The 25,102-nt window shown below is 65.9% G+C and carries 26 protein-coding genes, 2 tRNA genes and 1 pseudogene; 20 read left to right on the forward strand and 9 right to left on the reverse strand.

The window, feature by feature from the left end; all coding sequences use genetic code 11:
• Nucleotides 1-205: 205 nt before the first annotated feature.
• Nucleotides 206-280 (reverse strand) — tRNA-Thr (locus tag HL671_RS01400).
• A gap of 349 nt (nucleotides 281-629) precedes the next feature.
• Here HL671_RS01400 and HL671_RS01405 point away from each other — a divergent pair.
• From HL671_RS01405 to HL671_RS38160, 12 genes and pseudogenes are all read left to right on the forward strand, one after another.
• Nucleotides 630-812: a hypothetical protein gene (locus HL671_RS01405; protein WP_012041201.1), complete on the forward strand. Its 183-nt coding sequence runs from the start codon at nucleotides 630-632 to the stop codon at nucleotides 810-812.
• A gap of 24 nt (nucleotides 813-836) precedes the next feature.
• On the forward strand, nucleotides 837-2,549 hold the full coding sequence (locus HL671_RS01410; RefSeq protein WP_172235453.1) for an FAD-dependent oxidoreductase: 1,713 nt from the start codon (nucleotides 837-839) through the stop codon (nucleotides 2,547-2,549).
• A gap of 141 nt (nucleotides 2,550-2,690) precedes the next feature.
• Entirely contained in the window at nucleotides 2,691-3,980 is a 1,290-nt protein-coding gene (gene murA / locus HL671_RS01415) for a UDP-N-acetylglucosamine 1-carboxyvinyltransferase (protein WP_172235379.1), read from the forward strand.
• A gap of 24 nt (nucleotides 3,981-4,004) precedes the next feature.
• Nucleotides 4,005-4,448 (forward strand): DUF2948 family protein, encoded by a 444-nt coding sequence (locus HL671_RS01420; RefSeq protein WP_172235380.1) that lies wholly within the window; start codon nucleotides 4,005-4,007, stop codon nucleotides 4,446-4,448.
• Between the two features lie 94 nt (nucleotides 4,449-4,542).
• Nucleotides 4,543-5,838 carry a histidinol dehydrogenase gene (gene hisD, locus HL671_RS01425; protein ID WP_172235381.1) on the forward strand — a complete coding sequence of 432 codons (1,296 nt, stop codon included), beginning with the start codon at nucleotides 4,543-4,545 and terminating at the stop codon, nucleotides 5,836-5,838.
• The gene (locus HL671_RS01430; RefSeq protein WP_008962298.1) at nucleotides 5,835-6,341 is read left to right on the forward strand and encodes a UPF0262 family protein; all 507 of its coding nucleotides are present in this window, start codon (nucleotides 5,835-5,837) and stop codon (nucleotides 6,339-6,341) included. The genes hisD and HL671_RS01430 overlap by 4 nt, the downstream gene beginning before the upstream one ends.
• Nucleotides 6,342-6,395: 54 nt before the next feature.
• A complete protein-coding gene (locus HL671_RS01435) occupies nucleotides 6,396-6,866 on the forward strand; it encodes an arsenate-mycothiol transferase ArsC (protein WP_172235382.1) in 471 nt (156 codons plus the stop codon).
• A 180-nt stretch (nucleotides 6,867-7,046) separates the two neighbouring features.
• Nucleotides 7,047-7,676, forward strand: a complete 630-nt coding sequence (locus tag HL671_RS01440) for a Maf-like protein (RefSeq protein ID WP_006613056.1) — start codon at nucleotides 7,047-7,049, stop codon at nucleotides 7,674-7,676.
• A 52-nt stretch (nucleotides 7,677-7,728) separates the two neighbouring features.
• On the forward strand, nucleotides 7,729-7,923 hold the full coding sequence (gene yacG / locus HL671_RS01445; protein ID WP_172235383.1) for a DNA gyrase inhibitor YacG: 195 nt from the start codon (nucleotides 7,729-7,731) through the stop codon (nucleotides 7,921-7,923).
• Nucleotides 7,924-8,097: 174 nt separating this feature from the next.
• A tRNA-Phe gene (locus tag HL671_RS01450) sits at nucleotides 8,098-8,173 on the forward strand.
• Between the two features lie 780 nt (nucleotides 8,174-8,953).
• A pseudogene (locus HL671_RS38155) lies at nucleotides 8,954-9,220 on the forward strand (type II toxin-antitoxin system RelE/ParE family toxin); the annotation flags it as partial.
• Between the two features lie 27 nt (nucleotides 9,221-9,247).
• The gene (locus HL671_RS38160) at nucleotides 9,248-9,553 is read left to right on the forward strand and encodes a HigA family addiction module antitoxin (RefSeq protein WP_244424454.1); all 306 of its coding nucleotides are present in this window, start codon (nucleotides 9,248-9,250) and stop codon (nucleotides 9,551-9,553) included.
• Between the two features lie 420 nt (nucleotides 9,554-9,973).
• Here the strand turns inward: HL671_RS38160 and HL671_RS01460 are convergent, their stop codons facing one another.
• Together HL671_RS01460 and HL671_RS01465 are read right to left on the reverse strand one after the other, a co-directional pair.
• A complete protein-coding gene (locus HL671_RS01460; protein ID WP_246579436.1) occupies nucleotides 9,974-10,915 on the reverse strand; it encodes a radical SAM protein in 942 nt (313 codons plus the stop codon).
• A gap of 263 nt (nucleotides 10,916-11,178) precedes the next feature.
• Nucleotides 11,179-12,798 carry a methyl-accepting chemotaxis protein gene (locus HL671_RS01465; RefSeq protein WP_463054335.1) on the reverse strand — a complete coding sequence of 540 codons (1,620 nt, stop codon included), beginning with the start codon at nucleotides 12,796-12,798 and terminating at the stop codon, nucleotides 11,179-11,181.
• Nucleotides 12,799-13,469: 671 nt separating this feature from the next.
• Between HL671_RS01465 and aqpZ the strand changes: the two genes are divergently transcribed.
• Both aqpZ and HL671_RS01475 read left to right on the forward strand, forming a co-directional pair.
• Complete coding sequence (gene aqpZ, locus HL671_RS01470; protein ID WP_041751218.1) at nucleotides 13,470-14,210, forward strand: aquaporin Z; 741 nt, start codon at nucleotides 13,470-13,472, stop codon at nucleotides 14,208-14,210.
• A gap of 119 nt (nucleotides 14,211-14,329) precedes the next feature.
• Entirely contained in the window at nucleotides 14,330-14,515 is a 186-nt protein-coding gene (locus HL671_RS01475) for a hypothetical protein (RefSeq protein WP_172235386.1), read from the forward strand.
• Nucleotides 14,516-14,796: 281 nt separating this feature from the next.
• Here HL671_RS01475 and ubiG read toward each other — a convergent pair whose 3' ends face one another.
• The 6 genes from ubiG to HL671_RS01505 all read right to left on the reverse strand — a co-directional run bounded on the left by ubiG (nucleotide 14,797) and on the right by HL671_RS01505 (nucleotide 18,244).
• A complete protein-coding gene (ubiG, locus tag HL671_RS01480; RefSeq protein WP_172235387.1) occupies nucleotides 14,797-15,579 on the reverse strand; it encodes a bifunctional 2-polyprenyl-6-hydroxyphenol methylase/3-demethylubiquinol 3-O-methyltransferase UbiG in 783 nt (260 codons plus the stop codon).
• Between the two features lie 28 nt (nucleotides 15,580-15,607).
• Nucleotides 15,608-16,003, reverse strand: a complete 396-nt coding sequence (locus tag HL671_RS01485; protein ID WP_172235388.1) for a DUF4149 domain-containing protein — start codon at nucleotides 16,001-16,003, stop codon at nucleotides 15,608-15,610.
• On the reverse strand, nucleotides 16,000-16,788 hold the full coding sequence (locus HL671_RS01490; RefSeq protein ID WP_210263708.1) for a methyltransferase family protein: 789 nt from the start codon (nucleotides 16,786-16,788) through the stop codon (nucleotides 16,000-16,002). The genes HL671_RS01485 and HL671_RS01490 overlap by 4 nt, the downstream gene beginning before the upstream one ends.
• Before the next feature lie 138 nt (nucleotides 16,789-16,926).
• The gene (locus tag HL671_RS01495) at nucleotides 16,927-17,337 is read right to left on the reverse strand and encodes a flagellar basal body rod protein FlgC (RefSeq protein ID WP_172235390.1); all 411 of its coding nucleotides are present in this window, start codon (nucleotides 17,335-17,337) and stop codon (nucleotides 16,927-16,929) included.
• 116 nt (nucleotides 17,338-17,453) lie between these two features.
• On the reverse strand, nucleotides 17,454-17,765 hold the full coding sequence (locus HL671_RS01500; RefSeq protein WP_172235391.1) for a hypothetical protein: 312 nt from the start codon (nucleotides 17,763-17,765) through the stop codon (nucleotides 17,454-17,456).
• A gap of 89 nt (nucleotides 17,766-17,854) precedes the next feature.
• Nucleotides 17,855-18,244 carry a hypothetical protein gene (locus tag HL671_RS01505; protein ID WP_172235392.1) on the reverse strand — a complete coding sequence of 130 codons (390 nt, stop codon included), beginning with the start codon at nucleotides 18,242-18,244 and terminating at the stop codon, nucleotides 17,855-17,857.
• Nucleotides 18,245-18,475: 231 nt separating this feature from the next.
• On the opposite strand from HL671_RS01505, the gene HL671_RS01510 reads away from it, so the two are divergent.
• From HL671_RS01510 to HL671_RS01535, 6 genes are all read left to right on the forward strand, one after another.
• Entirely contained in the window at nucleotides 18,476-19,429 is a 954-nt protein-coding gene (locus HL671_RS01510; protein WP_012041219.1) for a sugar-binding transcriptional regulator, read from the forward strand.
• Nucleotides 19,430-19,674: 245 nt separating this feature from the next.
• Nucleotides 19,675-20,964, forward strand: a complete 1,290-nt coding sequence (locus HL671_RS01515; RefSeq protein ID WP_049795467.1) for an ABC transporter substrate-binding protein — start codon at nucleotides 19,675-19,677, stop codon at nucleotides 20,962-20,964.
• Nucleotides 20,965-21,518: 554 nt separating this feature from the next.
• On the forward strand, nucleotides 21,519-22,391 hold the full coding sequence (locus tag HL671_RS01520; protein ID WP_172235393.1) for a carbohydrate ABC transporter permease: 873 nt from the start codon (nucleotides 21,519-21,521) through the stop codon (nucleotides 22,389-22,391).
• A gap of 4 nt (nucleotides 22,392-22,395) precedes the next feature.
• A complete protein-coding gene (locus HL671_RS01525) occupies nucleotides 22,396-23,226 on the forward strand; it encodes a carbohydrate ABC transporter permease (RefSeq protein WP_172235394.1) in 831 nt (276 codons plus the stop codon).
• An 18-nt stretch (nucleotides 23,227-23,244) separates the two neighbouring features.
• Nucleotides 23,245-24,252, forward strand: coding sequence for an ABC transporter ATP-binding protein (locus HL671_RS01530; protein ID WP_172235395.1), 1,008 nt, complete (start codon nucleotides 23,245-23,247; stop codon nucleotides 24,250-24,252).
• Between the two features lie 47 nt (nucleotides 24,253-24,299).
• Entirely contained in the window at nucleotides 24,300-25,073 is a 774-nt protein-coding gene (locus HL671_RS01535) for an SDR family NAD(P)-dependent oxidoreductase (RefSeq protein ID WP_172235396.1), read from the forward strand.
• Nucleotides 25,074-25,102: the final 29 nt, after the last annotated feature.

A 25,102-nucleotide genomic window follows, 5' to 3' on the forward strand; every position in this document is an offset into this window, starting at 1 on the left:
TGCAGTGACGCCGTCGTCCCTCATGGACCCGTCGCCGCTCTCCATGAGCACGCTGCTCATGGCCAATGTGCAGCGCCGGCTTCGGAGCCGGCGTCTCATGGTGAGGAGCGCCGCGCCCGGGTCGGTGGGCGTTCGCAGTCCCAAGCGCGGCGCGTCTTGAACCATGCGGCCGAGATGGTGCGACAGGTATTTTGGGGAACATGGATGGTGCTGCCGGACAGGATTGAACTGTCGACCTCTCCCTTACCAAGGGAGTGCTCTACCACTGAGCTACGGCAGCAGAAGGGACTCGCGGGGATCAGGCCCGAAGGCCGCGCCCGAACGCGGGCGGTTCTTGCCACAAGGTCCCCGCGGGCGCAAGCGCGGCTCGCCCGGTTTTCGGGGAAAGACGCAGGGCGCCTTCGTCAAAATCGTGCTCAGGGCCCCGGATTCGGTTCGAAATGGCCTGTCTGGGCTACATTTTTCGGCTCGGCCGCCGAATTCACGGGCCGGCGGTGGCTGTCGCCGCAATTCCCCATTCGGGCAGGCGACGCCGGATGGCGCGGAACTTACCGTCTGCGCCGCATCGCCTCTTGGCTTTCGCGCCCGCCGCATCAATTGTGCCCCCACGTCAGGGACCGGAGGAGGGGATGACGGATCAGACCAGCAAGCCAATGCCGAAGGGATCGCGCGAGGAGCGGCTTAAGCAGGCGCTGCGCGAAAATCTGAAGCGGCGCAAGGCGCAGAGCCGCGAACGGAGCCAGATCCTGGCCGCGCCCGATGCCGGCCTGGACAAGGCCGGCGTGCGCGGCCCCGACGAATCGAAGCGTTGAGCCAAGTTTGAAGAGGGGGGCGTGATGCAGGCGGATGACGGGACGGCGGCCGAGGCGCAGCGGGTGGATCTGGCAAAGAGCTTTGCCCGATTCGAGCAGACTTTTCCGGAGCTGACGGCGCAGGAGATCGCCCGGCTGCGCGGTTTTGGCGAGATCCGCAACTATCGCGACGGCGAGTTGCTGTTCGAGACCGGCAAGCCTGGCCCCGGCATGTTCGTGATCCTCAGTGGTCATGTTGCCATCACCCAGCGCGACGGCCTCGGTCACGTCACGCCGGTGATCGACCAGGGGCCGGGGCAGTTTCTGGCCGAGATCGCCCAGCTCTCCGGCCGCGTCGCGCTGGTCGATGGCCAGGCGGAAGGCGATGTCGAGGTGATCCTGATTCCTCCCGACAAGCTGCGGGCGCTGCTGATCGCCGAAGCCGAGCTCGGCGAGCGCATCATGCGGGCGCTGATCCTGCGCCGGGTCAACCTGATCCAGGGTGGCGCCGGCGGTCCGGTGATGATCGGCTCGCCCCAATCCGCGGCGATCGCGCGGCTGCAGAGCTTTCTCACCCGCAACGGCTTTCCGAATCATCTGCTCGATCCCGCCGTCGATCACGATGCCGCCGACCTGATCGCGCGCTATTCGCCGACGCCGGCGGACCTGCCGCTGGTTGTCGTGTCCGATGGCAGCGTGCTGCGCAATCCGAGCGAGACCGAGCTCGCGCGCGCCATCGGCATGATCGGCGGTCCGCGTGGCGAGAAGATCTACGACGTCGCCGTCGTCGGCTGCGGGCCGGCGGGATTGGCCACTGCGGTGTATGGCGCCTCCGAAGGCCTGTCGGTCGCCGTGCTCGATTCGCGCGCCTTCGGCGGCCAGGCGGGCGCCAGCGCCCGCATCGAGAATTATTTCGGCTTTCCCACCGGCATCACCGGGCTCGCGCTGACAGCGCGCGCCTTTAACCAGGCGCAGAAATTTGGCGCCGAGATCATGATCCCGGTGTCGGTGACGGCGCTCGATTGCGAGCGCAAGAACGGCGCCTTCGTGCTGGCGCTCGAGGGCGGCGACGAGGTGCGGGCGCGCGCGGTCGTGGTCGCCAGCGGCGCGCGCTACCGGCGCCCGGATCTCGCCCGGCTCAAGGAGTTCGAGGGCCGCGGCGTCTGGTATTGGGCCTCGCCGATCGAGGCGCGGCTGTGCGTGGGCCAGGAGGTCGCCCTGGTCGGCGGCGGCAACTCCGCGGGGCAGGCCGCGGTGTTTCTGTCTGGCCACGTGAAGAAAGTGCGGATGATCATCCGTGGCGGCGGGCTTGCCGCCTCGATGTCGCGCTATCTGATCGAGCGCATCGAGGCGACGCCGAACATCGAGCTCCTGTTCAATACCGAGGTGGTCGCGCTCGACGGTGGTCCGGATACGGGGCTGGAGCGCATCACCCTCAGGAGCCGGCTGTCGGGCGAAGACGCGCTGGCCGAGATCCGCAACCTGTTTTTGTTCGTCGGCGCTGATCCAGCGACCGGCTGGCTCGGCGATTGCGGTGTCACGCTCGACCGCGCCGGCTTCGTCGTGACCGGCGCGCAGTCGGAGCAGAATGCGGGGCGGATGGTGTCGCCGCTGGAGACCTCGGTGCCCGGCGTCTATGCGGTCGGCGATGTCCGCTCCGGCTCGGTCAAGCGGGTCGGCGGCGCCATCGGCGAGGGCGCCCAGGTGGTGGCGGCGTTGCACGGTTTTCTCGCCGATCCGCTGGTGCCACCGGTGTGATTCGCTGCGGTCGATGGCACAGTCCGGGGGATGAATTCCCGGAGGCTGCCACCTGCCGTTGCGAACTCATCAAATCGCCGTAATGTCGGTCCTGTTGCGCCCATCTCAGCCAAATTTCCCGATCAGCCCAGCAGGATCAGCATGGATCGCATTCGCATCGTCGGCGGCAACCCGCTTCACGGCACCATCCCGATTTCGGGCGCGAAGAACGCCGCTCTGCCGCTGATGATCGCCGGTCTTCTGACGCCGGAAACGCTGATCCTCGACAACGTCCCCCGCCTCGCCGACGTTGCCCAGCTGCAGCGCATTCTCGGCAATCACGGCGTGGACATCATGGCCGTCGGCAAGCGCCCGGGCGACGGTCAGTACCAGGGCCAGACGCTGCAGATCTCGGCCGCCAATATCATCGACACCACCGCGCCGTACGAACTGGTGTCGCGGATGCGCGCCAGCTTCTGGGTGATCGCGCCGCTGCTGGCGCGGATGCACGAGGCGCGGGTGTCGCTGCCCGGCGGCTGTGCCATCGGCACGCGGCCGGTCGATCTCTTGATCATGGCGTTGGAAAAGCTCGGCGCCAGCATCGACATCGACGCCGGCTATGTCGTCGCCAAGGCACCGGGTGGGCTGCGCGGCGGTCGAATCGATTTCCCCAAGGTCACCGTCGGCGGTACCCATGTCGCGGTGATGGCCGCGGCGCTCGCCAAGGGGACGACCGTCATCACCAACGCGGCCTGCGAGCCGGAAATCACCGACCTCGCCGACTGCCTCAACAAGATGGGCGCGCGCATCAGCGGCGCCGGCACGCCCCGGATCGAGATCGAGGGTGTCAACGCTCTGCACGGCGCGCGGCATACGGTGCTGCCCGATCGCATCGAGGCCGGCACCTATGCGATCGCCACCGCGATGACCGGCGGCGACGTGCATCTCGCCGGCGCCCGGCCGGAGCTCCTGCAATCCGCTCTCGACGTGCTGACGGAAGCGGGCGCCGAGATTTCGAGCAATGCCGAGGGCATCCGCGTGGTCAGAAACGGCCATGGCATCCGCCCGGTGCAGGTCGCGACCGCGCCATTTCCCGGTTTTCCCACCGACCTGCAGGCCCAGCTGATGGCGCTGATGGTGCGGGCGCAGGGGGCGTCTGAAATCACCGAGACCATCTTCGAGAACCGTTTCATGCACGTCCAGGAACTCGCCCGCTTCGGCGCGCGTATCAGTCTGGATGGCGAGACCGCGCGGATCGAGGGCATCTCGACCCTGCGCGGCGCGCCGGTGATGGCGACCGACCTGCGCGCCTCGGTGTCGCTGGTCATCGCCGGGCTGGCGGCGGAAGGCGAAACCATGATCAACCGCGTCTACCATCTCGATCGCGGCTTCGAGCGGCTGGAAGACAAGCTGAAGGCCTGCGGCGCCACGATCGAGCGCATCCGCGAGTGAGGGCTGGGCCAAGAGGATGAGACCGTGACCGACCGGCTGAAACTGATCGCGCTCGATGCCGACGATCTCGCGGTGATCTCCGCGCATGTGCAGGACGCGCGGGTGCAGACGGCCGACATCATCTGGCGCCAGGCCGAGAAGCGGCTGGTGATCGGCATGAACCGGCTCGACTGGGCCCAGGCGCTGCACGGCCAGAGCGAGCCGCGCCGCCTCCTGGCCGCGTTGCGCTTCGACCGCGTGCTGGCCTGCAAGTCGCGCCGGATCGACCTTGCCGCGCCCGAGACGGTGCTGGAGCTGATCGGCATCGAATTTCATATCGGTGCCGAGCCGCCGGCCGGCAGCGCCCTGCTGCTGTTCGCTCATGGCGGCGCGCTGCGACTCGATGTCGAATGCCTGGAATGCGAGCTGACCGATCTCGGCGAGGATGACCTCGGCACGTCAGACGGTCTCGACGACGTCCGCCGCTGACCGGGTAGGGCGGTTTCAAAGGGTTGACGGCCCCGCGCTGCCGCGCCATTGAGCAGGGGGTCGGGGGCAGCCACCCCTTCGGAAAGTGCCAGAGATGCCCATTCGCCTGTCCCGCGCTCACGCCGATTTCGACGCCCAGTTTCGGCAGTTTCTCGCCGCCAAGCGCGAGACCTCCGCCGACGTCGAAGCCGCCGCCCGCGCCATCGTCGATGACGTCGCCAAACGCGGCGACGCGGCGCTGCTCGAGGCGACCCGCAAGTTCGATCGGCTGGAGCTGACCGCGGCCTCGCTGCGCGTCACCGCGGACGAGATCGAGGCCGCGGTGACGGCCTGTGATGCTGCGACATTGGACGCGCTGAAATTCGCCCGCGACCGCATCGAAGCCTTTCATCTCAAGCAGCTTCCCACCGACCAGCGCTTCACCGACGCCGCCGGGGTCGAACTCGGCTGGCGCTGGAGCGCGATCGAATCCGCCGGTCTTTATGTGCCCGGCGGCACCGCGGCCTATCCGTCCTCGGTGCTGATGAACGCCATCCCCGCCAAGGTTGCCGGCGTCAGCCGGCTGGTGATGGTGGTGCCGGCGCCCGACGGCAAGCTCAATCCGCTGGTGCTCGCCGCCGCGCATCTCGGCGGCGTCTCCGAGATCTACCGCGTCGGCGGCGCCCAGGCGGTCGCCGCGCTGGCGCATGGCACCGCGACGATCGCCCCGGTCGTCAAGATCGTCGGGCCCGGCAATGCCTATGTCGCCGCCGCCAAGCGGCTGGTGTTCGGCAAGGTCGGCATCGACATGATCGCCGGCCCGTCCGAGGTGCTGGTCATCGCCGACGACAGCGGCAATGCCGACTGGATCGCCGCCGATCTCCTGGCCCAGGCCGAGCACGACGCCAGCGCGCAATCGATCCTGATCACCGACAGCCGCCGCCTGGCCGACGACGTCGCCCGCGCCGTCGAAGGCCAGCTCAAGACGCTGCCGCGCGCTCAGATCGCCGGCGCGTCCTGGGCCGATTTCGGCGCCATCATCGAGGTCGATGATCTCGACCAGGCCGTGCCGTTGGCGGACGCCATCGCCGCCGAGCATCTCGAGATCATGACCAGGGATCCCGATGCCTTCGCCGCCCGGGTCCGCAATGCCGGTGCCATTTTCCTCGGCGCGCACACGCCGGAGGCGATCGGCGACTATGTCGGCGGCTCCAATCACGTGCTGCCGACCGCGCGCTCGGCGCGGTTCTCCTCGGGTCTCGGCGTGCTCGACTTCATGAAGCGCACGTCGCTGTTGAAATGCGGTCCGGAGCAGTTGCGCGCGCTGGGACCAGCAGCGATGACTCTGGGCAAGGCCGAGGGTCTCGACGCCCATTCACGCTCCGTGGGAATACGCCTCAATCTGCCATGACCCAGCACCCGCCAGGCGACGACCGGACCAATCGCATCGTGGCGGTGACGCTCGACGAGGAGTCGATCGGCCGCTCCGGTCCGGACATCGAGCATGAGCGGGCGATCGCGATCTATGACCTCGTCGAGGAGAACCTGTTCGCGCCCGAGGGCGCCGACGGCCAGGGCCCCTTCACCCTGCATCTCGGCATCACCGCCAACCGGCTGATGTTCGACATCCGCAAGGAGGACGGCACGCCGGTGGTGACGCATCTGCTGTCGCTGTCGCCGTTCCGGCGGATCGTGAAGGACTATTTCATGATCTGCGACAGCTACTACAACGCCATCCGCACCGCGACGCCCGACAAGATCGAGGCGATCGACATGGGCCGCCGCGGCATCCATGACGAGGGCTCGCGCACTTTGCAGGAGCGGCTCAAGGGCAAGGTGCGGGTCGATTTCGAGACCTCGCGCCGGCTGTTCACCCTGATCACGGTGCTGCACTGGAAGGGCGAGGGCCAGTGATGCGGCGGGCCGGCCGCCACGCGTCCAGCCGTTCGGCCAAGGGCGCCTAGACCCATGGCCGAGGTGCCGCCGCGCGCCCGCCAGCCGCAGGCGGTGCTGTTCGCCTGCGGCCAGAACAGCGTGCGCTCGCCGATGGCCGAGAGCCTCTTGCGCCAGATGTTCCCGCAGGCCGTCTATGTCCGCTCAGCCGGCGTCAAGAAGGGCGAGCTCGACCCGTTCGCGGTCTCCGTCATGGCCGAACTCGGCCAGGACATCTCGCAGCACAAGCCGACCACCTTCGAGGAGCTCGAGGACTGGGAAGGGCTGAACTTCGACCTCATCATCACCCTCTCGCCCGAGGCGCATCATAAGGCCCTGGAGCTGACCCGCACCATCGCCGCCGACGTCGAATATTGGCCGACGCCGGACCCGACCACCACCGACGGCAATCGCGAGCAGAAGCTCGCCGCCTATCGCGAGGTCTGCGACGGCCTGTTCGCGCGGATCCGCAAACGCTTCGCCAAGCCGGGACCGGCAGGCTTGTAGGGTCCCGGTTCCAGCACAGGTGTCATCGAACCGAAATACCAACGTCGTCTCCCGCTCAAACTGAGCTCGTAGAGCAGGCCGTCGCAGCCTTGTCGCACCCTGCGGGTTGTGGAATGGCAGCCCTTCCGATAGGTTCCGCGCGCCCGCCCCACAGCCTCCGAATCCCCTAGCGAAATCAGCATGCTCGGCCGTCCCAAAATCGTTCTTGCATCCGGTTCGCCGAGGCGTCTGGCGCTGCTCAACCAGGCCGGCATCGAGCCCGACGCGCTGCGTCCCGCCGATGTTGACGAGACGCCGAAGCGGGGCGAGCTGCCGCGCGCCTGCGCCAACCGCCTGGCGCGCGCCAAGGCCGATGCAGCGCTGAAATCCGTCCAGCTCGACGACGAGCTGCGCGGCGCCTTCATCATTTCCGCCGACACCGTGGTTGCGGTCGGCCGCCGCATCCTGCCGAAGGCCAATCTGGTCGACGAGGCCTCGCAGTGCCTGCGCCTCCTCTCGGGACGCAACCATCGCGTCTATACCGCCATCACCCTGGTGACGCCGAAGGAGGCGTTCCGCCAGCGGCTGGTCGAGACCCGCGTCCGCTTCAAGCGGCTCAGCGAGGACGACATCCAGGCCTATATCGGCTCCGGTGAATGGCGCGGGAAGGCTGGCGGCTATGCCGTGCAGGGCATCGCCGGCTCGTTCGTGGTGAAGATGGTCGGCTCCTACACCAACGTCGTCGGCCTGCCGCTCTACGAGACCACGACCCTGCTCGCCGGCGAGGGGTTCCCGATCCGCTTCGGCTGGCTCAACACGGTCGGCGTCTAGCCTCTCCCCAAGGGGGGTGCATTGGCCGCCGTCACCGCCTAAATAGCCGCCGATGTCCGACGAATCGATCCGCTCCAAGACCGCCACCGCGAAGCCCCTCCGCCGCTGCCCGATCTGCAACCGGCCCGCCGCGGACGCGTCGCGCCCGTTCTGCTCGTCGCGCTGCCGCGACGTCGACCTCCATCGCTGGCTGAGCGGTTCCTATGTCATCCCGGCCACCGAGGGCGACGAGGATGACGTCGAATAGATCCGTATTTTCAGGATCTTGTGCCTGGCATGCCGGCTGACGGCCGCGCGCTTACGGCGCCGCTGCGCATCTGCAAAAGGAATGTGAAAACTTCCGCTCAGGGCGGTAGACAGCGCCGTCCGGTCCCACTATAACCCGCCGGCTCGCCGGGCTTTTTTGCCCTTCACGAGACCTGCCCAGGTAGCTCAGTTGGTAGAGCATGCGACTGAAAATCGCAGTGTCGGTGGTTCGATTCCGCCCCTGGGCACCACGCTTCGCCCTTCGGGCTACGCGTGGCGCAGCCGCGCCGTAGCCCGAAGGGCGAAGCGTGCCCGGCGTAGCGTCTTCGCGAAGCCGGGCGTTTGAGCCCCCCAAGTCTCGCTTGAGGCACGCTCTCTGATCTCCTGATCAACCCTGTCAAACAGCCCGCCGCTCGTCGCAGCCTTAGCCTTGTTGACGCCCATGCACCCGCAACCTCGCGGCCGATCAGCCCGAGCTCTGCTGCATGTGGGCGTCCTCATCAATGGAGAGGGCGCAGGGAAGGCCGAGTGCCGACTGGCACCCGCGGCCCCCGTGCGAAAGATAAGCACGGGGAAGGAACCACAGGCTCAGCCGGAAACAACCCGGCCTTCCCTGCGCGATGGTTTGAACGGCTGCTCCGCGCTCTCCCAGGGGACCGGGCTTGCTTGCCCCCGTCATCGGCATCGTCGCCGACCAAGACACCAGCGTCGGGGTGTCGGGACCACACGGCTTGACCGTCCGCACGACGACGTTCGTCCGCACCCCATTGAGGTGCTGCGTCGCCCCGCGGCCACCACTCCCCGCCGCAACGTCCCGTGACGATCGCGATACGCCCCTCTCAGTGCGGGCGGGATGGCCGGAAACGTGGAGGTGATTTGCTCGACGGCGCAAGGGGAATCAGCACGACGGGCAGTTTGTGCAGAGCTGAGATGCTCTGGCCGATGACAGGGGGCTAGTAGAATCAGCGCGAGCAACTCCGAGACATCGCCATTGTTTGACGAATGTATCATGGATTGATACATCATTGCGGATGATCAGAAGCTTCCGGGACAAGATCACCGAGGCTGTCTTCGACGGCGAGAACCCGAAGGGCTTTCCATCCGATCTGCTGAAAATGGCCCGCCGAAAGTTGCGCTACCTCAACGCTGCAGCTGGTCTCGGCGACTTGCGATCGCCGCCTGGCAACCGTCTGGAGGCGCTGACGGGAGATCGCCAGGGGCAGCATTCGACCCGCATCACCGATCAATTCCGGGTCTGCTTCATCTGGACGGCGGACGGCCCGGCGGACGTCGAGATCGTGGACCATCATAGAAAAGGCGCTGCGATGACGAAGAAGCTGAAGCCGATGCATCCCGGTGAGGTTCTGCGCGAGAAGTTTCTCATTCCGCTCGCGATGTCCGCTGGCGCGCTTGCCAAAGTGTGCGGGCTGCCGCGGACGCGGATCGAGCGGATCGCGAGCGAGCAGACCGGCGTCACCGCCGACACCGCGCTCCGGCTCGCCAAGGCGCTCGATACGACACCAGAGCTCTGGCTCAACCTGCAGACGGACTACGACGTCCAGGTCGCGAAACGCAGCCTCGGCAAGACGCTCGACCGGATCGAGACGGTGAACAAGCCACGGGCGGCGTGACCTGCCGCTGGTGCGCACCGGGTCCGGGTCGAGCCGTCAAAGAGTTTTTTGCACTGGACTGCACTAAATTACGCTCATCAGTGAGCGCGAAGAAGCGTGTGTTGTTATCATCTTCGCGCAATCGGATAGGCGACCGAGACGCATTGCACGCCGCGATCGGCGTGATGGATGACGCCGTCGCGCTGCGGCTTGCGGGGCTCGATTGCCTTGTCCAATGCGAGAACGGTGCGGCGGACCCGTAATCCTCGGCATGGGTCGCATGGACTGCACCGGTTGCGGCGTGTTGGCAGAGCTAACGCGAAAGTTCTTGTCTGCTGCACTGCCTGCTACGGAAGAAGAGCATTCAACATGACGGTGCGTGTCTTGCGATCTTGAAGTCAGCCTCGAATGATCATGATCGGATGTGGCGGGATCAGCAGCTTAGCGCAGGACTTCCCGCACGGTGGTTCTGGCCAGCCGATGCAGGCGACGGCTGAGCGGAGGGCGTTCGCTGTATTTCTCGCAGAAGTAATAGCAGTGGACGCTATCACACGGTTCTGCTCGATCCTCGCGCCAAAACGTGCCGTCCAAGAGATTGCCATAGGCGCGGGAATTGCCGCACCTGAAGACATCTCCGTTCGGTTCGATCTTAAAGAAAAGCCGGCCGGCTCCGCATCGCAAGCCATCATAGTTGGGAGTCCCGTGGAGCATGCGGTCGTCGCCGAACATGTCGACGGTTGGGCGTTCGTCACGGTCCTTCAGTGCTGGTGCATAGAAGGCGCGCGCTGCTTCATTATAATGCCTGAAAGCCCGTCGCTCGGTTGACGTGTAGGCGCCTGGATACGACTTTCCCTCATGGTGTCCTCGCAGCACTTTCGGAATCGGAAACATTCCGATCGGTGCAAGCAGATCAATCGCTTCTTCGAATCGCGCCAGGGCCTCGGGCGTGGCGACCAGCGAGGACATGATCTGAAAGCCGGCTTCTCTCAGAGTTTCAACGTTGTCCAAATAGGGCTTCAAGCCGTTCTTGCGCTCGCGTTCGGCAAGATGAAATCCCGCATTGATGAAGCTGACGCGGCGCGGCGAGATCCTCCTCGCGAAATCCTGCCACGATTTGTATGTCATGTTCGAGTTGATGGAGAGCAGATGTCGACCGGTCAATCGCGCGCAGAGATCAACGAAGTCAGGATAGACGCTCGGCTCGCCGCCCGTCATATGGAGGAGCCAGGTGAGTCCGGAGCGGTCGAACGCGTGCTGCCATGCTTCGTTCGAGGCCGCCGGCTTGATCTTTTCCCCGAGCGTGTCGTTGTCAAAAAAGCAATAAGGGCAACGATAATTGCAGGTGTTCAAGAGCTGCCAGTCGGCCTCAACGTCATATTTCATCGTTGTTCCCCGCTCAGACAGTTGTAACTCTACCCCACGCTGCTCATCTCCATCTAGTGATATGATAGCTAGATGCGCGCTCGTCCCCTGACGGCCGCGTTGTCGACTGACGCGGGCCACAGCAGCCAAAGACAGCCGCCAATCTGGTCTCGACGGTATCGCTTGGCCGGCGGTTTGAATAGCAGCATGCATTTGGACCACGCTGCCACCGTGGCCTCAGCCCCTCGCGTCCGCCAGGCGGCCGCGTCCCAGCCGACGCCCGATCAGGCGGCGCGGGCGGACAAGGCTTGGGCCTCGGCGGCGGCGCGCTGCATGCTCGAGGACATCTCGCTCGTCACCGTGCTCTGCTCCTCGACCGCCGCGGCCGTCGAAGTGACATACTCGCTGACATTGACGATCGCCTGCTTGATCGAGCCGAGTGCGGTGACGACGTCGCCGGAGATGCCGTTCAGGCTCTCGATTTCGTCGCCGATCTTGTCGGTCGCCCGCTTGGCCTGATTGGCGAGGTTCTTGACCTCGGAGGCGACGACGGCAAAGCCGCGACCGGCCTCGCCGGCGCGGGCTGATTCGATTGTCGCGTTGAGCGCCAACAGGTTGATCTGGCCGGTGATGCCGTTGATCAGCTCGACAATTCCGCTCATCGCCTGGGCGGCCTCCGACAGGCGCTGGGCCTGTGCGTCGGCCGTGGCCACGCGGTCCACGGCGCTCATCGCCGTGTCGCGGGATTTGGTCATCGCCTCGGAAATCTCGCGCACGGAGGCGTTGAGCTCCTCGGCGCCGGCGGCGACCGATTCCATCATCGCGCGGACGCGCTCGTTGCCCATGCGGACCAGCACCTGCGGCGTGACGTCGGTGGCGTATTTGACGACCTTGAACGGCTTGCCGTTGAGGTCGAGGATCGGATTGTAGGAGGCCTGGATGTAAACCTCGCGGCCGCCTTTGCCGATCCTCTTGTATTCGGCGGACTGATATTGTCCGCAGTTCAGGCCAGCCCAGAACGCGCGATAGTCGTCGCTGTCCCGTTCCTGCGGCTCGACGAACAGGCTGTGGTGCTTGCCCTGGATCTCCGCAAGGCCATAGCCCACCGCCGCCAGGAAGTTGTCGTTCGCGGTGATGATCGTGCCGTCCATGTTGAACTCGATCACGGCCTGCGACTTTTCAATGGCGTCGATCTGGCCGGCAAGATCGGCATTCCGCAGCTTCTGTGCGGTTACGTCGCTGGCGAACTTGACCACGCCGAACGGCCGGCCCTTGTCGTCGAGCACGGGATTATAGGATGCCAGGATCCAGACCTCCTTGCCGCCTTTGCCGATGCGCTTGTATTCGCCGCTCTGGTATTCGCCGCGCCCGAGCGCGGCCCAGAACTCCTGGTAGGCCGGCGTGTCGCGCACGGCCGCCTCGACGAACAGGCTGTGATGCTTGCCCTGGATCTCCGCAAGGCGATAGCCGAGACTATCGAGAAAGTTCTGGTTGGCCTGGATGATCGTGCCGTCGAGATCGAATTCGATGATGGCCTGCGCCCGGTCGATGGCGGCGAGCTTCGAGGAGTCCGTCATGGCCCGCAGCTTCTTCTGGGTGATGTCGGTTGCGTATTTGACGACCTTGACCGGCCGTCCCGAACTGTCGATGACCGGATTGTAGGACGCCTCGATCCAGATGTCGCGCCCGCCTTTGGCGACGCGCTTGAACTCGGCGGCGTGGAATTCGCCTCGGTTCAGCGATGTCCAGAACTCCCGATAGGCGGCATTGTCGCGTTCTGCGGGGGCGACAAACATCGAATGGTGTTGGCCCGCGATCTCGGCGAGCTCATAGCCCACCGCATCGAGGAAATTGCGGTTGGCGGTGATGATCGTACCGTCGAGCTTGAACTCGATCACGGCCATTGCACGGCTCAGGGCTGCGAGTTGGGCTTCAGCTGCGGAACTGGTCTTCGAGCGGAACACGATGGCATCTCCATGTGACAAAGCCCGCATCGAGTCCTCTGCTCGATCTGCGCTGACTTCGGATCTCAGTTGATGGGGGGAAAGGGCGGCGCCGTTGCCGAAGGCGGGCCTTGACGAGCCGATCAAGCGTCGATCGATCAGGCCTCGTGGAACCGACGGGCGGACTCTTCACGCGAGTCGTTTCGGGATCACTAAGGCGATTGAAGGATTGTCGATGTTACGTATTTCTACGTGAGATGATGTGCATCATACGAACGACCTGTTGTTTCTCCGATGTTCGCCCGATGCGATCGCAAATGAACTTTGAGCCCGGGCTTCATCAGAGCCGCTGCGGCGATCCTGCGCGAGCCTCTGACGGAGTGCTCGAGACGGGACTGATTGTGCGGCAAGGTCCAAGACCGCGCGACGAGGAAGACCACTTGCGATGTGAGCGCGCCGGACTGATCTCCCCGGCGCCGCCATGTTCGTCTCCTCCGGGGGACCAGGCTCCAGGCAGGCAACGCCCTCGCTGCAGCCGTGACAGCGCCTTTGACTCTGGGTTGCGGAAGTGCTGATCTGCTCGTGTCGGGAAAGCGACGCAAGCCAATCACGCGCGACCCAGGGAGGCGATGATGAACGGCAACAGCAATAAGCTCGTGGCGGAGGCGATCGGCACCTTCTGGCTGACATTCGGCGGTTGCGGCAGCGCGGTGATCGCGGCCGGGGTGCCGGATGTCGGGATCGGCATGCTCGGCGTGGCGCTTGCGTTCGGGCTCACCGTGGTCACCATGGCCTATGCCATCGGGCACATCTCGGGCTGTCATCTCAATCCGGCTGTCACCGTGGGGCTCGCCTGCGGCGGGCGGTTCCCGACCGGGCTGATCCTGCCCTACGTCATCGCGCAGGTGATCGGCGCCGTCGTCGGCGCGGCCGTGCTGTATGCGATCGCCAGCGGCGCGCCGGACTTCAGCCTCGCCGGCGGCTTTGCCGCCAACGGCTATGCCGAGCATTCGCCCGGCAAATACGGCTTGGGGGCCTGCCTGCTCAGCGAGTTCGTGCTGACGATGATGTTCCTGTTCGTGATCATGGGGGCGACCCATGGCAAGGCGCCGGTCGGATTTGCGCCGCTGGCGATCGGGCTCGCGCTGACGCTCATTCATCTCATCAGCATCCACGTCACCAACACCTCGGTGAATCCGGCGCGCAGCACCGGGCCGGCGCTGTTCGTCGGCGGCTGGGCGCTGGCGCAGCTCTGGCTGTTCTGGGTGGCGCCGCTGCTCGGCGGCGCCGCGGGCGGCTTCATCTATCGCTGGCTGAGCCGGGAGCCGGCGGCCGAGGTGACCGGGCAGACCGTGATCCCGAAACGCGCCTAGGGACATCTCCTCTCGCCGGCGGATCGGGCCATGGCCCCGCGGCGCCAGGATGCTCATGGTGCGAATGAGATCATCCGAGGCGCGCGCCCTGGCGTTCAGGACCGATGGAGGAGGCCGCAATGTTCGTCGACTTGCCCGGCTATTGGCCGCATGAACCGAAGCCGGAACCGCCGAAGCGGCGGCTGTCGGCCGGCGGGGAGAGGCTGCTGCTGGCTCTGATCGGCCTCAATATGATGCTGCTGGTCGTGGCGCCGGTCGGCGGCGTCACGTTGATCCACTGGCTGGTGGCCGTGCTGTCGCGTTGATGATGAGTGAAGCATTTGCCCCTGCGTCAGGTCCGTACGGCTCCTGCGTGGGACGATGCCTTCGACTGCCGCAGGCCAACGCATTTGAGGACGAGGCGTGGCAGCGCCGGTTCCGACCTGGCTCCTCATAGCCCGGATGAGCGCCAGCCGACGCCGCTTCGGCGTCGGCGATAGCGACAGCCGGGTCCACCGGCGACAGCACGTGAGAACCCGGATGTCGCGTCTGCCTCCGCCTTCCGGGCTTCGCGCATCCGGGCAGCGAGGCTGTCTTCTTGGAGATGTCACGGCATGCGGCGATAGATCTGCAGATAGTTGGTCGAGGGCCGGCCGCCGATGCGCCAGCGCATCGTCAGCGGGTTGAGCTCGACGGCCACCGTCTCGAGCGGACTGAAGCGATGCGGCGCGAGCAGCGCTTCCAGCTCGGCCGGCTTGACGAAACGGCGCCAATCATGCGTGCCGCGCGGCAGCCAGCCGAGGATATATTCGGCGCCGATGATCGCCTTCACGAACGAGGTCAGCGTGCGGTTCAAGGTGCCGATCACGAGGATGCCGCCGGGCCGCACCAGCTCGGCGACATGCCCGACGAAGCGGCCGAGATCGGCGACATGCTCGACCACTTCGAGCGTCAGCACGATGTCGGCGCGCTCGCCTTCCGCGACGAGGTCCTCCGGCAGCGCGTGACGATAGGCGACGAGTGCGCTCTGCCGGCGCGCATGATCGGCCGCCACGAGCACGTTGCGCTCCGACGCGTCGATGCCGAGCGTGTCCGCGCCGAGCCGCGACAAGGGCTCGGTGACGATGCCGGCCCCGCAGCCGACGTCGATGATTTCCAGGCCAGCCAGCGGCAGGTTGGCCGCGGCATCGCGGCCGACCAGCGCCGGCAGGCGATCGCAGAGATAGCTCACGCGCGCGGCGTTGAAGGCGTGCACCAGCTTGAACGCGCCGTCCGGCTTCCACCATTCCTGGGCCAGGCGAGAGAACCGCGCGATCTCCGCCGGATCGACGGTCGAGGGACCTTCGGCGGTCGCAGCGAAGGCGGGCTTCACGGCATCCTTGTAGAGCATCGTCGTCGTCCTTTCTCCACTGTCGTCCTCATTGCGCGAGACGCAGCAGCACGCCGCCGCTCAGCACGATATGGACCAAGGTGAGCACGACCGAGGCGCCGTGAAGGCGGGCAAAGCGGCGCTGTTCGCCATGATCTGTGGCGCGGTTGATCGCGGGCATCAGGATCTGCCGCGCCAGCACGGCGGTGAGCGCGACCGCGACCAGGGCGCCGCCCGCGAGCTCGTCTCCGGCGAAAGCGGTCAGTCCGGCGGCGGCGGCCGTCACGATGACGAACAGATAGAAATGCGGAAAGGCGCGGCGGATCACCGCGCGGGTCGTGTCGGCGGGCAGCGCGCTGAACAGGAACGGCGCGAAGCCGAACGCGAACAGGGTCATGCCGCCGAACAGCAGCGCGGTGACGAGCAATGCGGCGGCGTGCATCATGGCGTGGGCTCTCCGCCCGCCGGCCAGCGCGGCAGGATGTAAGGAACGCGCGCGCGATAGGCCCGGAAGCGGGCGCCGTAGATCTGCGCGAAACGCCGTTCCTTCAGCCGCGGCGCGAGCAGGCAATAGGCCGTCAGCATCAGCGCGACCGCGAGCTGGTCAGGCGTCCACACCGGCACCGTCCACAGCGACAGCGCAAAGGCCAGATAGATCGGCTGGCGGATGATCGCGAACAGGCCGCGCTCGGGCATGTCGGGAAAGCGCGGCGGCCGGTCGGCCGCCAGCGACAGCCAGCCGAGCGCGCCGGATTGCACCTCGACGCCGGCATCCCAGCTCGCCTTGATCAGCAGCAGCCAGCTGGTCGCGTAAGCGAGGCACAGCGCCACGAAGGCGCCGCCTTGGGCGCGCCACCAGACGATGCCGCTCGGCGTCCACAGCGCAAACAGGCACAGCAGCTGCAGCGCGGCGATGACGGCATAATGCGTGGTGGCGAGCGTCGCGCCATGCTGTCCCAGGCGCGCCAGCCAGCGGCGGCCCGGTCCGAGCAGCAGCGAATGGACGAGCGGAAATTGCAGCAGCAGCGCGGTGTTTGCGACAATCGCCCACGGCCACGGCACGCGGCCGAAGCTCTCGCTCATGCCGAAGAACATCGCGCCGATCATCGCCAGCACGGCCAGCGCAAACAGCGCGTGGCAGACGAGGCCGGTCAGGACGGCCGTCGCAATCCGGCCTGCGCCCGGTGGCGCGGCCCGTGCGGATCGCAGCAGCGCCGTGAGGCGGGTCAAGTGGGAGAGATCGGCCGGGTTGCTCACATCTTGGCTACGCGGCGCGTCGGGCGTCGGATTTCAGCTGGCCATCACGGATGCGTGAGGGCGGGGCCGTCATGCCTCGGCGCGGCCGCTCGTCGGTTTCGGAGCGGACATCTAGACCTTCATGTCGACGACGATGCGGCTCATCTCGTCGCTCGCCTTCAGCACGCGCGCATTGGCGGCGAAGCTGTATTTGGCGACCAGCTGGCTGATCATCTCCTGGGCGAGATCGACATTGGGTGCGGCGACGAGACCGTCCTTGTTGGCGAACGGCGCCGATGGCTCGTAGCTCGCCGATGTGCCCTGGCTCGCTTTGGTGATGGTGGTCTGGGTGCCGCCGCCGGCGACGTCGCTCTGCACCAGCTCGAGCGGGTCATAGGCCTTCGGCGCGCCCGCCGGCAGCTTGCCATTCGCATCCGGCAGCGCGCCCGTGCTCCTGGCATTGGCGACGTTGGAGGCCGACACTTCGAGCCGGCGCGTGGCCGCGTTCATGCCGGAGACTGCGTTGGAAGCGATCGGGCTCATGATGCTTGCTGCTGATGATGCCTCCTCACCTAAGCCCGGGGCCCCTCAAGCAAGCGTCAAGCCAGACGGTCAGACTCGATCGAGTTCCGAAAGGTCTTGTTCACCATCCACCGCTCTCAGGGCGAGCGATGCGGGGAGAGTTGCAGCAGCCGCAGCGCGCCGGGAACGTCGTTCGGGGACGAGACGAGCGCATAGTCTCCGCGTGCGGCGCCGACGCCGCCGGTGACGACGACGGCCCGCTTCGGACACAGGCCGAAGCAGCTCGTCATCACCACGCGCGGCGGCTTGCCGCCGGCCGAGGCGGCGTGTCCGGCCGCGCGCTTGATGGCCGTCTTGATGCCCTTCGCATCGTCGCTGCGCTTGAGGCATTTGCGGCAGACGAACACGGGGGCGGGGCGGCGGGGTTTGACGAGAGCGGGGGAAGCCATGGCTCTGCAGCTAGGGCGTCGCATGCGCGCCGGCATCCCTCATGAATGCGCGGCCGGTGTGCGGCTGGCGGGGTTCCGCGCCGACCACGTCAGCGCGGGCTGAGCCGGGCCAGCGCCCAGCGCACCGACAGGCCGATGCCGACCGCCGGTAGCACGATGGCGGCGCCGGCGAGCGCGGCGAACAGCAATTCGAGCGGCCAGAGATTGTGCGAGGTCGGGTCGGTCGCCGTGTCCTTGGCGATGGAGACGCCGACGATGATCGGGACGGCGAGCAGCATCGCCTGGACGATGCGCCGGACCGGCGCCATGTCGATCAGGACCAGGACGAGCGACAGAAACGCGAGCAGCAGCGCGCCGGGCAGGACGGCGAACTGTCCCCTGTTGAGCTCGGCAGAGGACAGCCGCCAATAGGGAAGGCCGGCCGCCAGCACGACACCGGCAAGCGCAAGGAGCAACCCGAGAACGTCGCGGATCTTCATGGCGAGAAGCCTGGCAGCCGGACGTTAAGGAGCCCTCACCCAGCGTAACCCTCGAGCTATTGCTCACCGACGGGGCATATGATCTGGTCTGGCGGTGATCGTCGGCGTCGTCTGGGGATGGCCTGAGCGGCCGGTTCCGGACGGCGTGACGGCCATGTCATAGTGACGGACGATCCAGGTCACGCGCGTTCAGGCGTGTGACGGATGGAAAAAAGGAGACGGTGCGGGGTCATGGCGGCGAGCGACAGCGACAAATCCCGGCTCGACGATGCCGCCCGCGCCGGCTGGCTGTATTTCATTGCCGGCCATACCCAGGACGAGATCGCGCGGATGCTGCAGGTGTCGCGCGCCTCGGCGCAGCGGCTGGTGTCGCTGTGCCTCGCCGAGCGGCTGATCACCTTCCGGCTCGAGCATCCCATCGCCTCCTGCATGGCGCTCGCGGGCCGCCTCAAAGATCGCTTCGCGCTGGTGCATTGCGAGGTGGTGCCGACCGATCCGGCCGCGCCATCGGGCGCCGCCGGCATCGCCGAGCGCTGCGCCAATCTGCTGGAAACCACGTTGCGGACCGAGACGCCGGTGATCATCGCGCTCGGCACCGGCCGCGCGGTGCGTGCCGCCGTCGAGCGGGTCACGCCGATCGACCGGCCGGAGCACCAGATCGTGTCGCTGGTCGGCAATATCCTCGCCGACGGCTCGGCCAGCTTCTTCGATACCGTCGGCCGGCTCGCCGACCGCACCGGCGCGCGGCATTATCCGATGCCGCTGCCGTTCCTGATGGGGTCGGAAGAGGAGCGTGACCGCATGGTCCGGCTCGATGCCATCGGCAAGGTCAAGGCGGTCGCGGATCAGGCCGACCTCAAGCTGGTCGGGATCGGCCAGATGGACCAGAAGGCGCAGATGCATGTCGACGGCTTCGTCACCCGCGACGAGCTCACCGAGATGATGCGGCTCGGCGCGATCGGCGAGATCACCGGCTGGGCCTATGATGCCAAGGGCAAGCTGATCGATGGCGGGACCAACCGACGGCTCACCAGCATTCCGCCGGAGGTCCCCGCGCGCGCGATGACGATCGCGGCGGCGGTCGGGCCGGGCAAGATTCCGGCGATCCGGGCAGCGCTGGTCGGGCGGCTGATCAACGGCCTGATCACGGACGAGGCCACGGCCCGCGCCATCCTGGATGAATGAGACCGGCCCCGGGAGCTGACGCGCCGGCGATCCGATGGCCGGATCGCCGCGCCGATCACGCTGTTTTTCAATTCCTGATCATCGATCTGCTGCAGCGCGCAACCTGTGGGCGCCGGGCCATGCTTGACAAAGTCTGACCAGTGTTGTGAACATCAGCTCAGCCCGTGAGCATATGTTCAAAAGACACGGGAAGGGAGGACACCGTGAAGACCATCTTCACCCGGACGCGCACGCTCGCCGCCCTGATGGGCGCCGCCACGCTGCTGACCACCGCGCCCGCATGGGCCGAGACGACCCTGACCATCGCCACCGTCAACAATGGCGACATGATCCGGATGCAGGGCCTGACCGGCGAGTTCACCAAGGCCAATCCCGACATCCAGGTGAAATGGGTGACCTTGGAAGAGAACGTGCTGCGTCAGCGCGTCACCACCGACATCGCCACTAAGGGTGGCCAGTTCGACATCCTCACCATCGGCACCTATGAGGTGCCGATCTGGGCCAAGAAGAACTGGCTGGTGCCGCTCGACAAGCTCGGCGCCGATTATGACGCCAACGACATCCTGCCGAAGATCAAGGACGCGGTGTCCGTCGACGGCAAGCTCTACGCCGCGCCATTCTATGGCGAGAGCTCGATGGTGATGTACCGGACCGATCTGTTCGACAAGGCCGGGCTGAAGATGCCGGAGAGCCCGACCTGGGACTTCGTCATCGACGCCGCCAAGAAGCTGACCGACAAGCCGGGCGGCGTGTTCGGCATCTGCCTGCGCGGCAAGGCCGGCTGGGGCGAGAACATGGCGTTCCTGACCGCGATGTCGAATTCGTTCGGCGCGCGCTGGTTCGACGAGAAATGGCAGCCGCAGTTCAACACCCCGGAATGGAAGAAGACGCTGACCACCTATGTCGATCTGATGAAGGACGCAGGACCTCCCGGCGCCAGCTCCAACGGCTTCAACGAGAACCTCGCGCTGTTTAACTCCGGCAAATGCGCGATGTGGATCGACGCCACCGTGGCGGCGTCGTTCGTGACCAATCCCAAGGAATCCAAGGTCGCCGACAAGGTCGGCTTCGCGCTGGCGCCGAACACTGGCCTCGGCAAGAACGCCAACTGGCTGTGGGCCTGGAATCTCGCGATTCCCGCCGGCTCGAAGAAGACGGACGCCGCCGAGAAGTTCATCGCCTGGGCGACGAGCAAGGACTACACCAAGCTGGTGGCGTCGAAGGACGGCTGGGCCAACGTGCCGCCGGGCACCCGGACCTCGCTCTACAAGAACGAGGACTATCTCAAAGTCGCCCCGTTCGCGAAGATCACCCTGGCCTCGATCGATGCGGCCGATCCGAGCCATCCGACGGTGAAGCCGGTGCCTTATGTCGGCGTGCAATACGCCGCCATCCCTGAATTCCAGGGCATCGGCACCGCGGTCGGCCAGCAGTTCTCCGCGGCGCTCGCCGGCTCGATGACGGTCGATGCGGCGCTCGCAGCGGCGCAGTCCTCCACTGAACGCGAGATGAAGCGCGCCGGCTACATCAAGTAGGCGCGTCACGGCATCAGCTCGACCTGAAACTCCTCCCGAGCTGATCACTGGCGGCCATCCCTCCCCACAGGGATGGCCGCATTTTCTCTCCGATGGGGTCGGCATACGAGCTGCGTAGGGTGGGCAAAGCGCAGAGTGCACACCGCCGAGCGCCAGCCGCGACGCCGGTGCTTGTGAATTCGTCCTCTCCCCTTGCGGGAGAGGGCATGTAGGAACTCGCAACAGGCTCGGTTGGGTGAGGGGTATGTCTCCAGCAGCATCGCTCGCGGATAGATACCCCTCACCCGACTGCGTACGCGGAAGGGCCGGTGATGCCCTCTCCCGCAAGGGGAGAGGGCACATTCACGGGCACCTCGCCCGAGCGTCGCGATGAGAGTCTATTTGTTGGACCCCCAAGCGATCACCGGGTCATTGCGAGGAGCGAAGCGACGAAGCAATTCAGAGCCCCTCCCACGACTCTGGATTGCTTCCGCCTTCGCTCTTCGAGCTACGGCGGACAAGTCGCTTCGCTCGCAATGACGATGCAGCTGACTGTGTGAACGAGGACCGTGACCATGGCCACCAGACAGACTCAACTGCTCGCCCGGGCGCTGCTGTCGCCGGCGGTCATCCTGCTGTTCATCTGGATGATCGTGCCGCTGGCGCTGACCGTCTACTTCTCGACCCTGCATTACAGCCTGCTCGATCCCGGCTCCGAGAGCTTCGTCGGCTTCGAGAATTTCGAGTATTTCCTCACCGATCCCGCCTTTCTCGCCTCGCTGCAGAACACGCTGGTCCTGGTCGGCTCGGTCCTGCTGCTCACGATCGGCCTCGGCATCCCCCTGGCGCTCCTGCTCGACCAGCCGGTGATCGGCCGCAACATCATCCGCCTGATGGTGATCGCGCCGTTCTTTGTGATGCCGACGGTCAGCGCGTTGGTGTGGAAGAACCTCCTGATGCACCCGGTGTCCGGCCTGTTCGCGTGGATCGCGACCTCGCTCGGGATGACGCCGATCGACTGGTTCACCGATGCGCCGCTGCTTGCGGTGATCTTCATCGTCGCGTGGCAATGGCTGCCGTTTGCGACGCTGATCCTGCTCACCGCGCTGCAGTCGCTCGACGAGGAGCAGAAGGAGGCTGCCGAGATGGACGGCGCCGGTCCGCTGTCGCGCTTCATCTATCTGACCGTGCCGCATCTGGCACGGCCGATCACGGTGGTGATCCTGATCGAGACCATTTTCCTGCTCACCGTGTTTGCCGAGATCTTCGTCACCACCGGCGGCGGACCTGGGCTGCAGACCACCAACATCGCCTTCCTGGTCTATTCGCAGGCGCTGATCCAGTTCGATGTCGGCACTGCCTCGGCGGGCGGCCTCGTCGCGGTCGTCATCGCCAATATCGTCGCCTTCTTCCTGGTCCGCATCGTCGGCCGTAACCTCGAGGCGTAACAGCATGGCGCGCAAGGTCACCGGACGTCATGTCGCGATCTCCACGCTGGCTGCATGGCTCGCCGGCTTCGTCATCTTCTTCCCGATCCTGTGGATGGTGCTGGCAAGCTTCAAGACCGAGCTGGAGGCGTTCGCGACGCCGCCCTCGTTCCTGTTCTTTCATTGGACCACCGAGAACTACGCCACCGTGCAGGAGCGCAGCAATTATCTGCATCACGCGCTGAACTCGCTGATCGTCGCCGGCGGCTCGACGCTCATTGCCATGCTGATCGCCATTCCCGCGGCGTGGTCGATGGCGTTCTCGCCGACCAAGCGCACCAAGGACATCCTGCTCTGGATGCTCTCGACCAAGATGATGCCGCCGGTCGGCGTGCTCGTGCCGATCTACCTCATCTACAAGAACATGGGGCTGCTCGATACGCGGACCGGCCTGGTCTTCATCCTCTGCCTCGGCAATCTGCCGATCGTGATCTGGATGCTGTTCACTTACTTCAAGGAGATCCCGAAGGACATCCTGGAAGCGGCGCGGATGGATGGCGCGACGATCGGACGCGAGCTGATCTACGTGCTGACGCCCATGGCGATCCCCGGTCTGGCCTCGACCTTGCTGCTCAATCTCATCCTGGCCTGGAACGAGGCGTTCTGGACCTTGAACCTGTCGACCCTGAATGCGGCGCCGCTGACGACCTTCATCGCCTCCTATTCGAGTCCGGAGGGCCTGTTCTGGGCGCGGCTGTCGGCGGCCTCCACGCTCGCGATCGCGCCGATCCTGATCATCGGCTGGTTCAGCCAGAAGCAGCTCGTGCGCGGGCTGACCTTCGGCGCAGTGAAGTAACGAAAGGGCTGGGTTCACATGGGACGGATCACGCTGGAAGGTGTGCAGAAATCGTTCGGGCCGGTCCACATCATCAAGGGCGCCGACCTCGACATTCCCGACGGCGCCTTCGTGGTGTTTGTCGGCCCCTCCGGTTGCGGCAAGACCACGCTGTTGCGGCTGATCGCCGGGCTCGAGGACGTTTCGGGCGGCCGCATCCTGATCGACGGCCATAATGTCGTCGACGTGCCGCCGGCCAAGCGCGGCCTGTCGATGGTGTTCCAGTCCTATGCGCTGTATCCGCATATGAGCGTCCGCGGCAACATCGCCTTCGGCCTGAAGATGGCCGGGCTGCCGAAGGCCGAGATCAACCAGAAGGTCGAGGCGGCCGCCGCGACCCTGAACCTCACGCCCTATCTCGACCGCAAGCCGCGCGAACTCTCCGGCGGCCAGCGCCAGCGTGTCGCGATCGGCCGCGCCATTGTGCGCGAACCGAAGGCGTTCCTGTTCGACGAGCCGTTGTCCAATCTCGACGCCGCGCTGCGTGTGCAGATGCGGCTCGAAGTGACGCGGCTGCAGAAGCAACTCGGCACCACGGCGATCTATGTGACTCACGACCAGGTCGAGGCCATGACCATGGCCGACAGGATCGTGGTGCTGAACGCCGGCCGGATTGAGCAATATGGTTCGCCGATCGAGCTCTATCAGAAGCCCGCCAATTTGTTTGTGGCCGGCTTCATCGGCTCGCCGAAGATGAACTTCATCACCGGCCCCGAGGCTGCGCAGCGCGGCGCCACGACGATCGGGGTGCGGCCCGAGCACATCGCCGTCGTCGATGACGGCGGCGAGGGCTGGCCCGGCAAGGTGCTGATTGCCGAGCATCTCGGCAGCGACACCTTTCTCTATGTCGATGCCGGTGCGCTGGGCACGCTGACCGTGCGCTGCGTCGGCGAGAAGCGGCTCGGCGCAGGCGACGCCGTGACGCTGCGGCCCGAGCCGGGCCGGATCTACCGCTTCGACAACAATGGACTTGCGATCTTCGCATGAGAGGTGACGTCCCCTCCGGACGTCAGTGACAACAACGGACGACGACCATGTATCTCGAAAAATTCAAACTCGACGGCAAGACCGCGTTGATCACCGGCGGCGCGCAGGGCATTGGGCTGGCCTGCGTCGAGGCGCTGGCCGAAGCGGGCGCGCATGTGGTGATCGCCGATCGCGATGCGAAAGCCGCGGCGGATGCGCAGGCGGCGATGAAGGCCAGGGGTTTCGACACCGCGACGGCGCTGATGGACGTGACCAATTCTGCCCAGGTGACGCAGATCGCCGACGATCTGGCCGCGCGCCACGGCAAGGTCGATATCCTCGTCAACAATGCTGGCATCGCGCGCAGCGAGACGCCGGCCGAGACCGTCACCGACGAGCATTGGCTGAACGTGCTCGATGTCAATCTCAATGGCACGTTCTGGTGCTGCCGCGCCTTCGGCAAGCACATGCTGGCGGCCAAGAGCGGCACGATCGTCAATATCGGCTCGATGTCCGGCTTCATCGTCAACAAGCCGCAGGAGCAATGCTTCTACAACGCATCGAAGGCCGCGGTGCACCATCTGACCAAGTCGCTGGCGGCCGAATGGGGCGCCCGCGGCATCCGCGTCAATGCGGTCGCACCGACCTATATCGAGACGCCCCTGAATGCCTTCGTGAAGAACAATCCACGCATGTATGATGCCTGGATTGGTGGGACCCCGATGGGCCGCATGGGCCAGGTCGAGGAGATCGCCTCGGTCGTGCTGTTCCTGGTTTCAGAAGCTGCAAGTTTGATGACCGGCAGCGTCGTCGTTGTCGATGGCGGCTATACTTGCTGGTAAACTCCCGTCAACGACAGACGGGAGTGAAA

Source organism: Bradyrhizobium denitrificans (assembly GCF_013179005.1).
GTDB lineage: Bacteria > Pseudomonadota > Alphaproteobacteria > Rhizobiales > Xanthobacteraceae > Bradyrhizobium > Bradyrhizobium denitrificans.

Excerpts from the sequence above, each read along its gene's own strand:
- HL671_RS01405 (WP_012041201.1), top strand. The coding sequence starts at position 630 with ATGACGGATCAGACCAGCAAGCCAATGCCGAAGGGATCGCGCGAGGAG.
- HL671_RS01410 (WP_172235453.1), top strand. The coding sequence starts at position 837 with ATGCAGGCGGATGACGGGACGGCGGCCGAGGCGCAGCGGGTGGATCTG.
- murA (WP_172235379.1), top strand. The coding sequence starts at position 2,691 with ATGGATCGCATTCGCATCGTCGGCGGCAACCCGCTTCACGGCACCATC.
- hisD (WP_172235381.1), top strand. The coding sequence starts at position 4,543 with ATGCCCATTCGCCTGTCCCGCGCTCACGCCGATTTCGACGCCCAGTTT.
- HL671_RS01430 (WP_008962298.1), top strand. The coding sequence starts at position 5,835 with ATGACCCAGCACCCGCCAGGCGACGACCGGACCAATCGCATCGTGGCG.
- HL671_RS01435 (WP_172235382.1), top strand. The coding sequence starts at position 6,396 with ATGGCCGAGGTGCCGCCGCGCGCCCGCCAGCCGCAGGCGGTGCTGTTC.
- HL671_RS01440 (WP_006613056.1), top strand. The coding sequence starts at position 7,047 with ATGCTCGGCCGTCCCAAAATCGTTCTTGCATCCGGTTCGCCGAGGCGT.
- yacG (WP_172235383.1), top strand. The coding sequence starts at position 7,729 with ATGTCCGACGAATCGATCCGCTCCAAGACCGCCACCGCGAAGCCCCTC.
- HL671_RS38160 (WP_244424454.1), top strand. The coding sequence starts at position 9,248 with ATGACGAAGAAGCTGAAGCCGATGCATCCCGGTGAGGTTCTGCGCGAG.
- HL671_RS01460 (WP_246579436.1), bottom strand. The coding sequence starts at position 10,915 with ATGAAATATGACGTTGAGGCCGACTGGCAGCTCTTGAACACCTGCAAT.
- HL671_RS01465 (WP_463054335.1), bottom strand. The coding sequence starts at position 12,798 with ATGGCCGTGATCGAGTTCAAGCTCGACGGTACGATCATCACCGCCAAC.
- aqpZ (WP_041751218.1), top strand. The coding sequence starts at position 13,470 with ATGAACGGCAACAGCAATAAGCTCGTGGCGGAGGCGATCGGCACCTTC.
- HL671_RS01475 (WP_172235386.1), top strand. The coding sequence starts at position 14,330 with ATGTTCGTCGACTTGCCCGGCTATTGGCCGCATGAACCGAAGCCGGAA.
- ubiG (WP_172235387.1), bottom strand. The coding sequence starts at position 15,579 with ATGCTCTACAAGGATGCCGTGAAGCCCGCCTTCGCTGCGACCGCCGAA.
- HL671_RS01485 (WP_172235388.1), bottom strand. The coding sequence starts at position 16,003 with ATGATGCACGCCGCCGCATTGCTCGTCACCGCGCTGCTGTTCGGCGGC.
- HL671_RS01495 (WP_172235390.1), bottom strand. The coding sequence starts at position 17,337 with ATGAGCCCGATCGCTTCCAACGCAGTCTCCGGCATGAACGCGGCCACG.
- HL671_RS01500 (WP_172235391.1), bottom strand. The coding sequence starts at position 17,765 with ATGGCTTCCCCCGCTCTCGTCAAACCCCGCCGCCCCGCCCCCGTGTTC.
- HL671_RS01505 (WP_172235392.1), bottom strand. The coding sequence starts at position 18,244 with ATGAAGATCCGCGACGTTCTCGGGTTGCTCCTTGCGCTTGCCGGTGTC.
- HL671_RS01510 (WP_012041219.1), top strand. The coding sequence starts at position 18,476 with ATGGCGGCGAGCGACAGCGACAAATCCCGGCTCGACGATGCCGCCCGC.
- HL671_RS01515 (WP_049795467.1), top strand. The coding sequence starts at position 19,675 with ATGGGCGCCGCCACGCTGCTGACCACCGCGCCCGCATGGGCCGAGACG.
- HL671_RS01520 (WP_172235393.1), top strand. The coding sequence starts at position 21,519 with ATGGCCACCAGACAGACTCAACTGCTCGCCCGGGCGCTGCTGTCGCCG.
- HL671_RS01525 (WP_172235394.1), top strand. The coding sequence starts at position 22,396 with ATGGCGCGCAAGGTCACCGGACGTCATGTCGCGATCTCCACGCTGGCT.
- HL671_RS01530 (WP_172235395.1), top strand. The coding sequence starts at position 23,245 with ATGGGACGGATCACGCTGGAAGGTGTGCAGAAATCGTTCGGGCCGGTC.
- HL671_RS01535 (WP_172235396.1), top strand. The coding sequence starts at position 24,300 with ATGTATCTCGAAAAATTCAAACTCGACGGCAAGACCGCGTTGATCACC.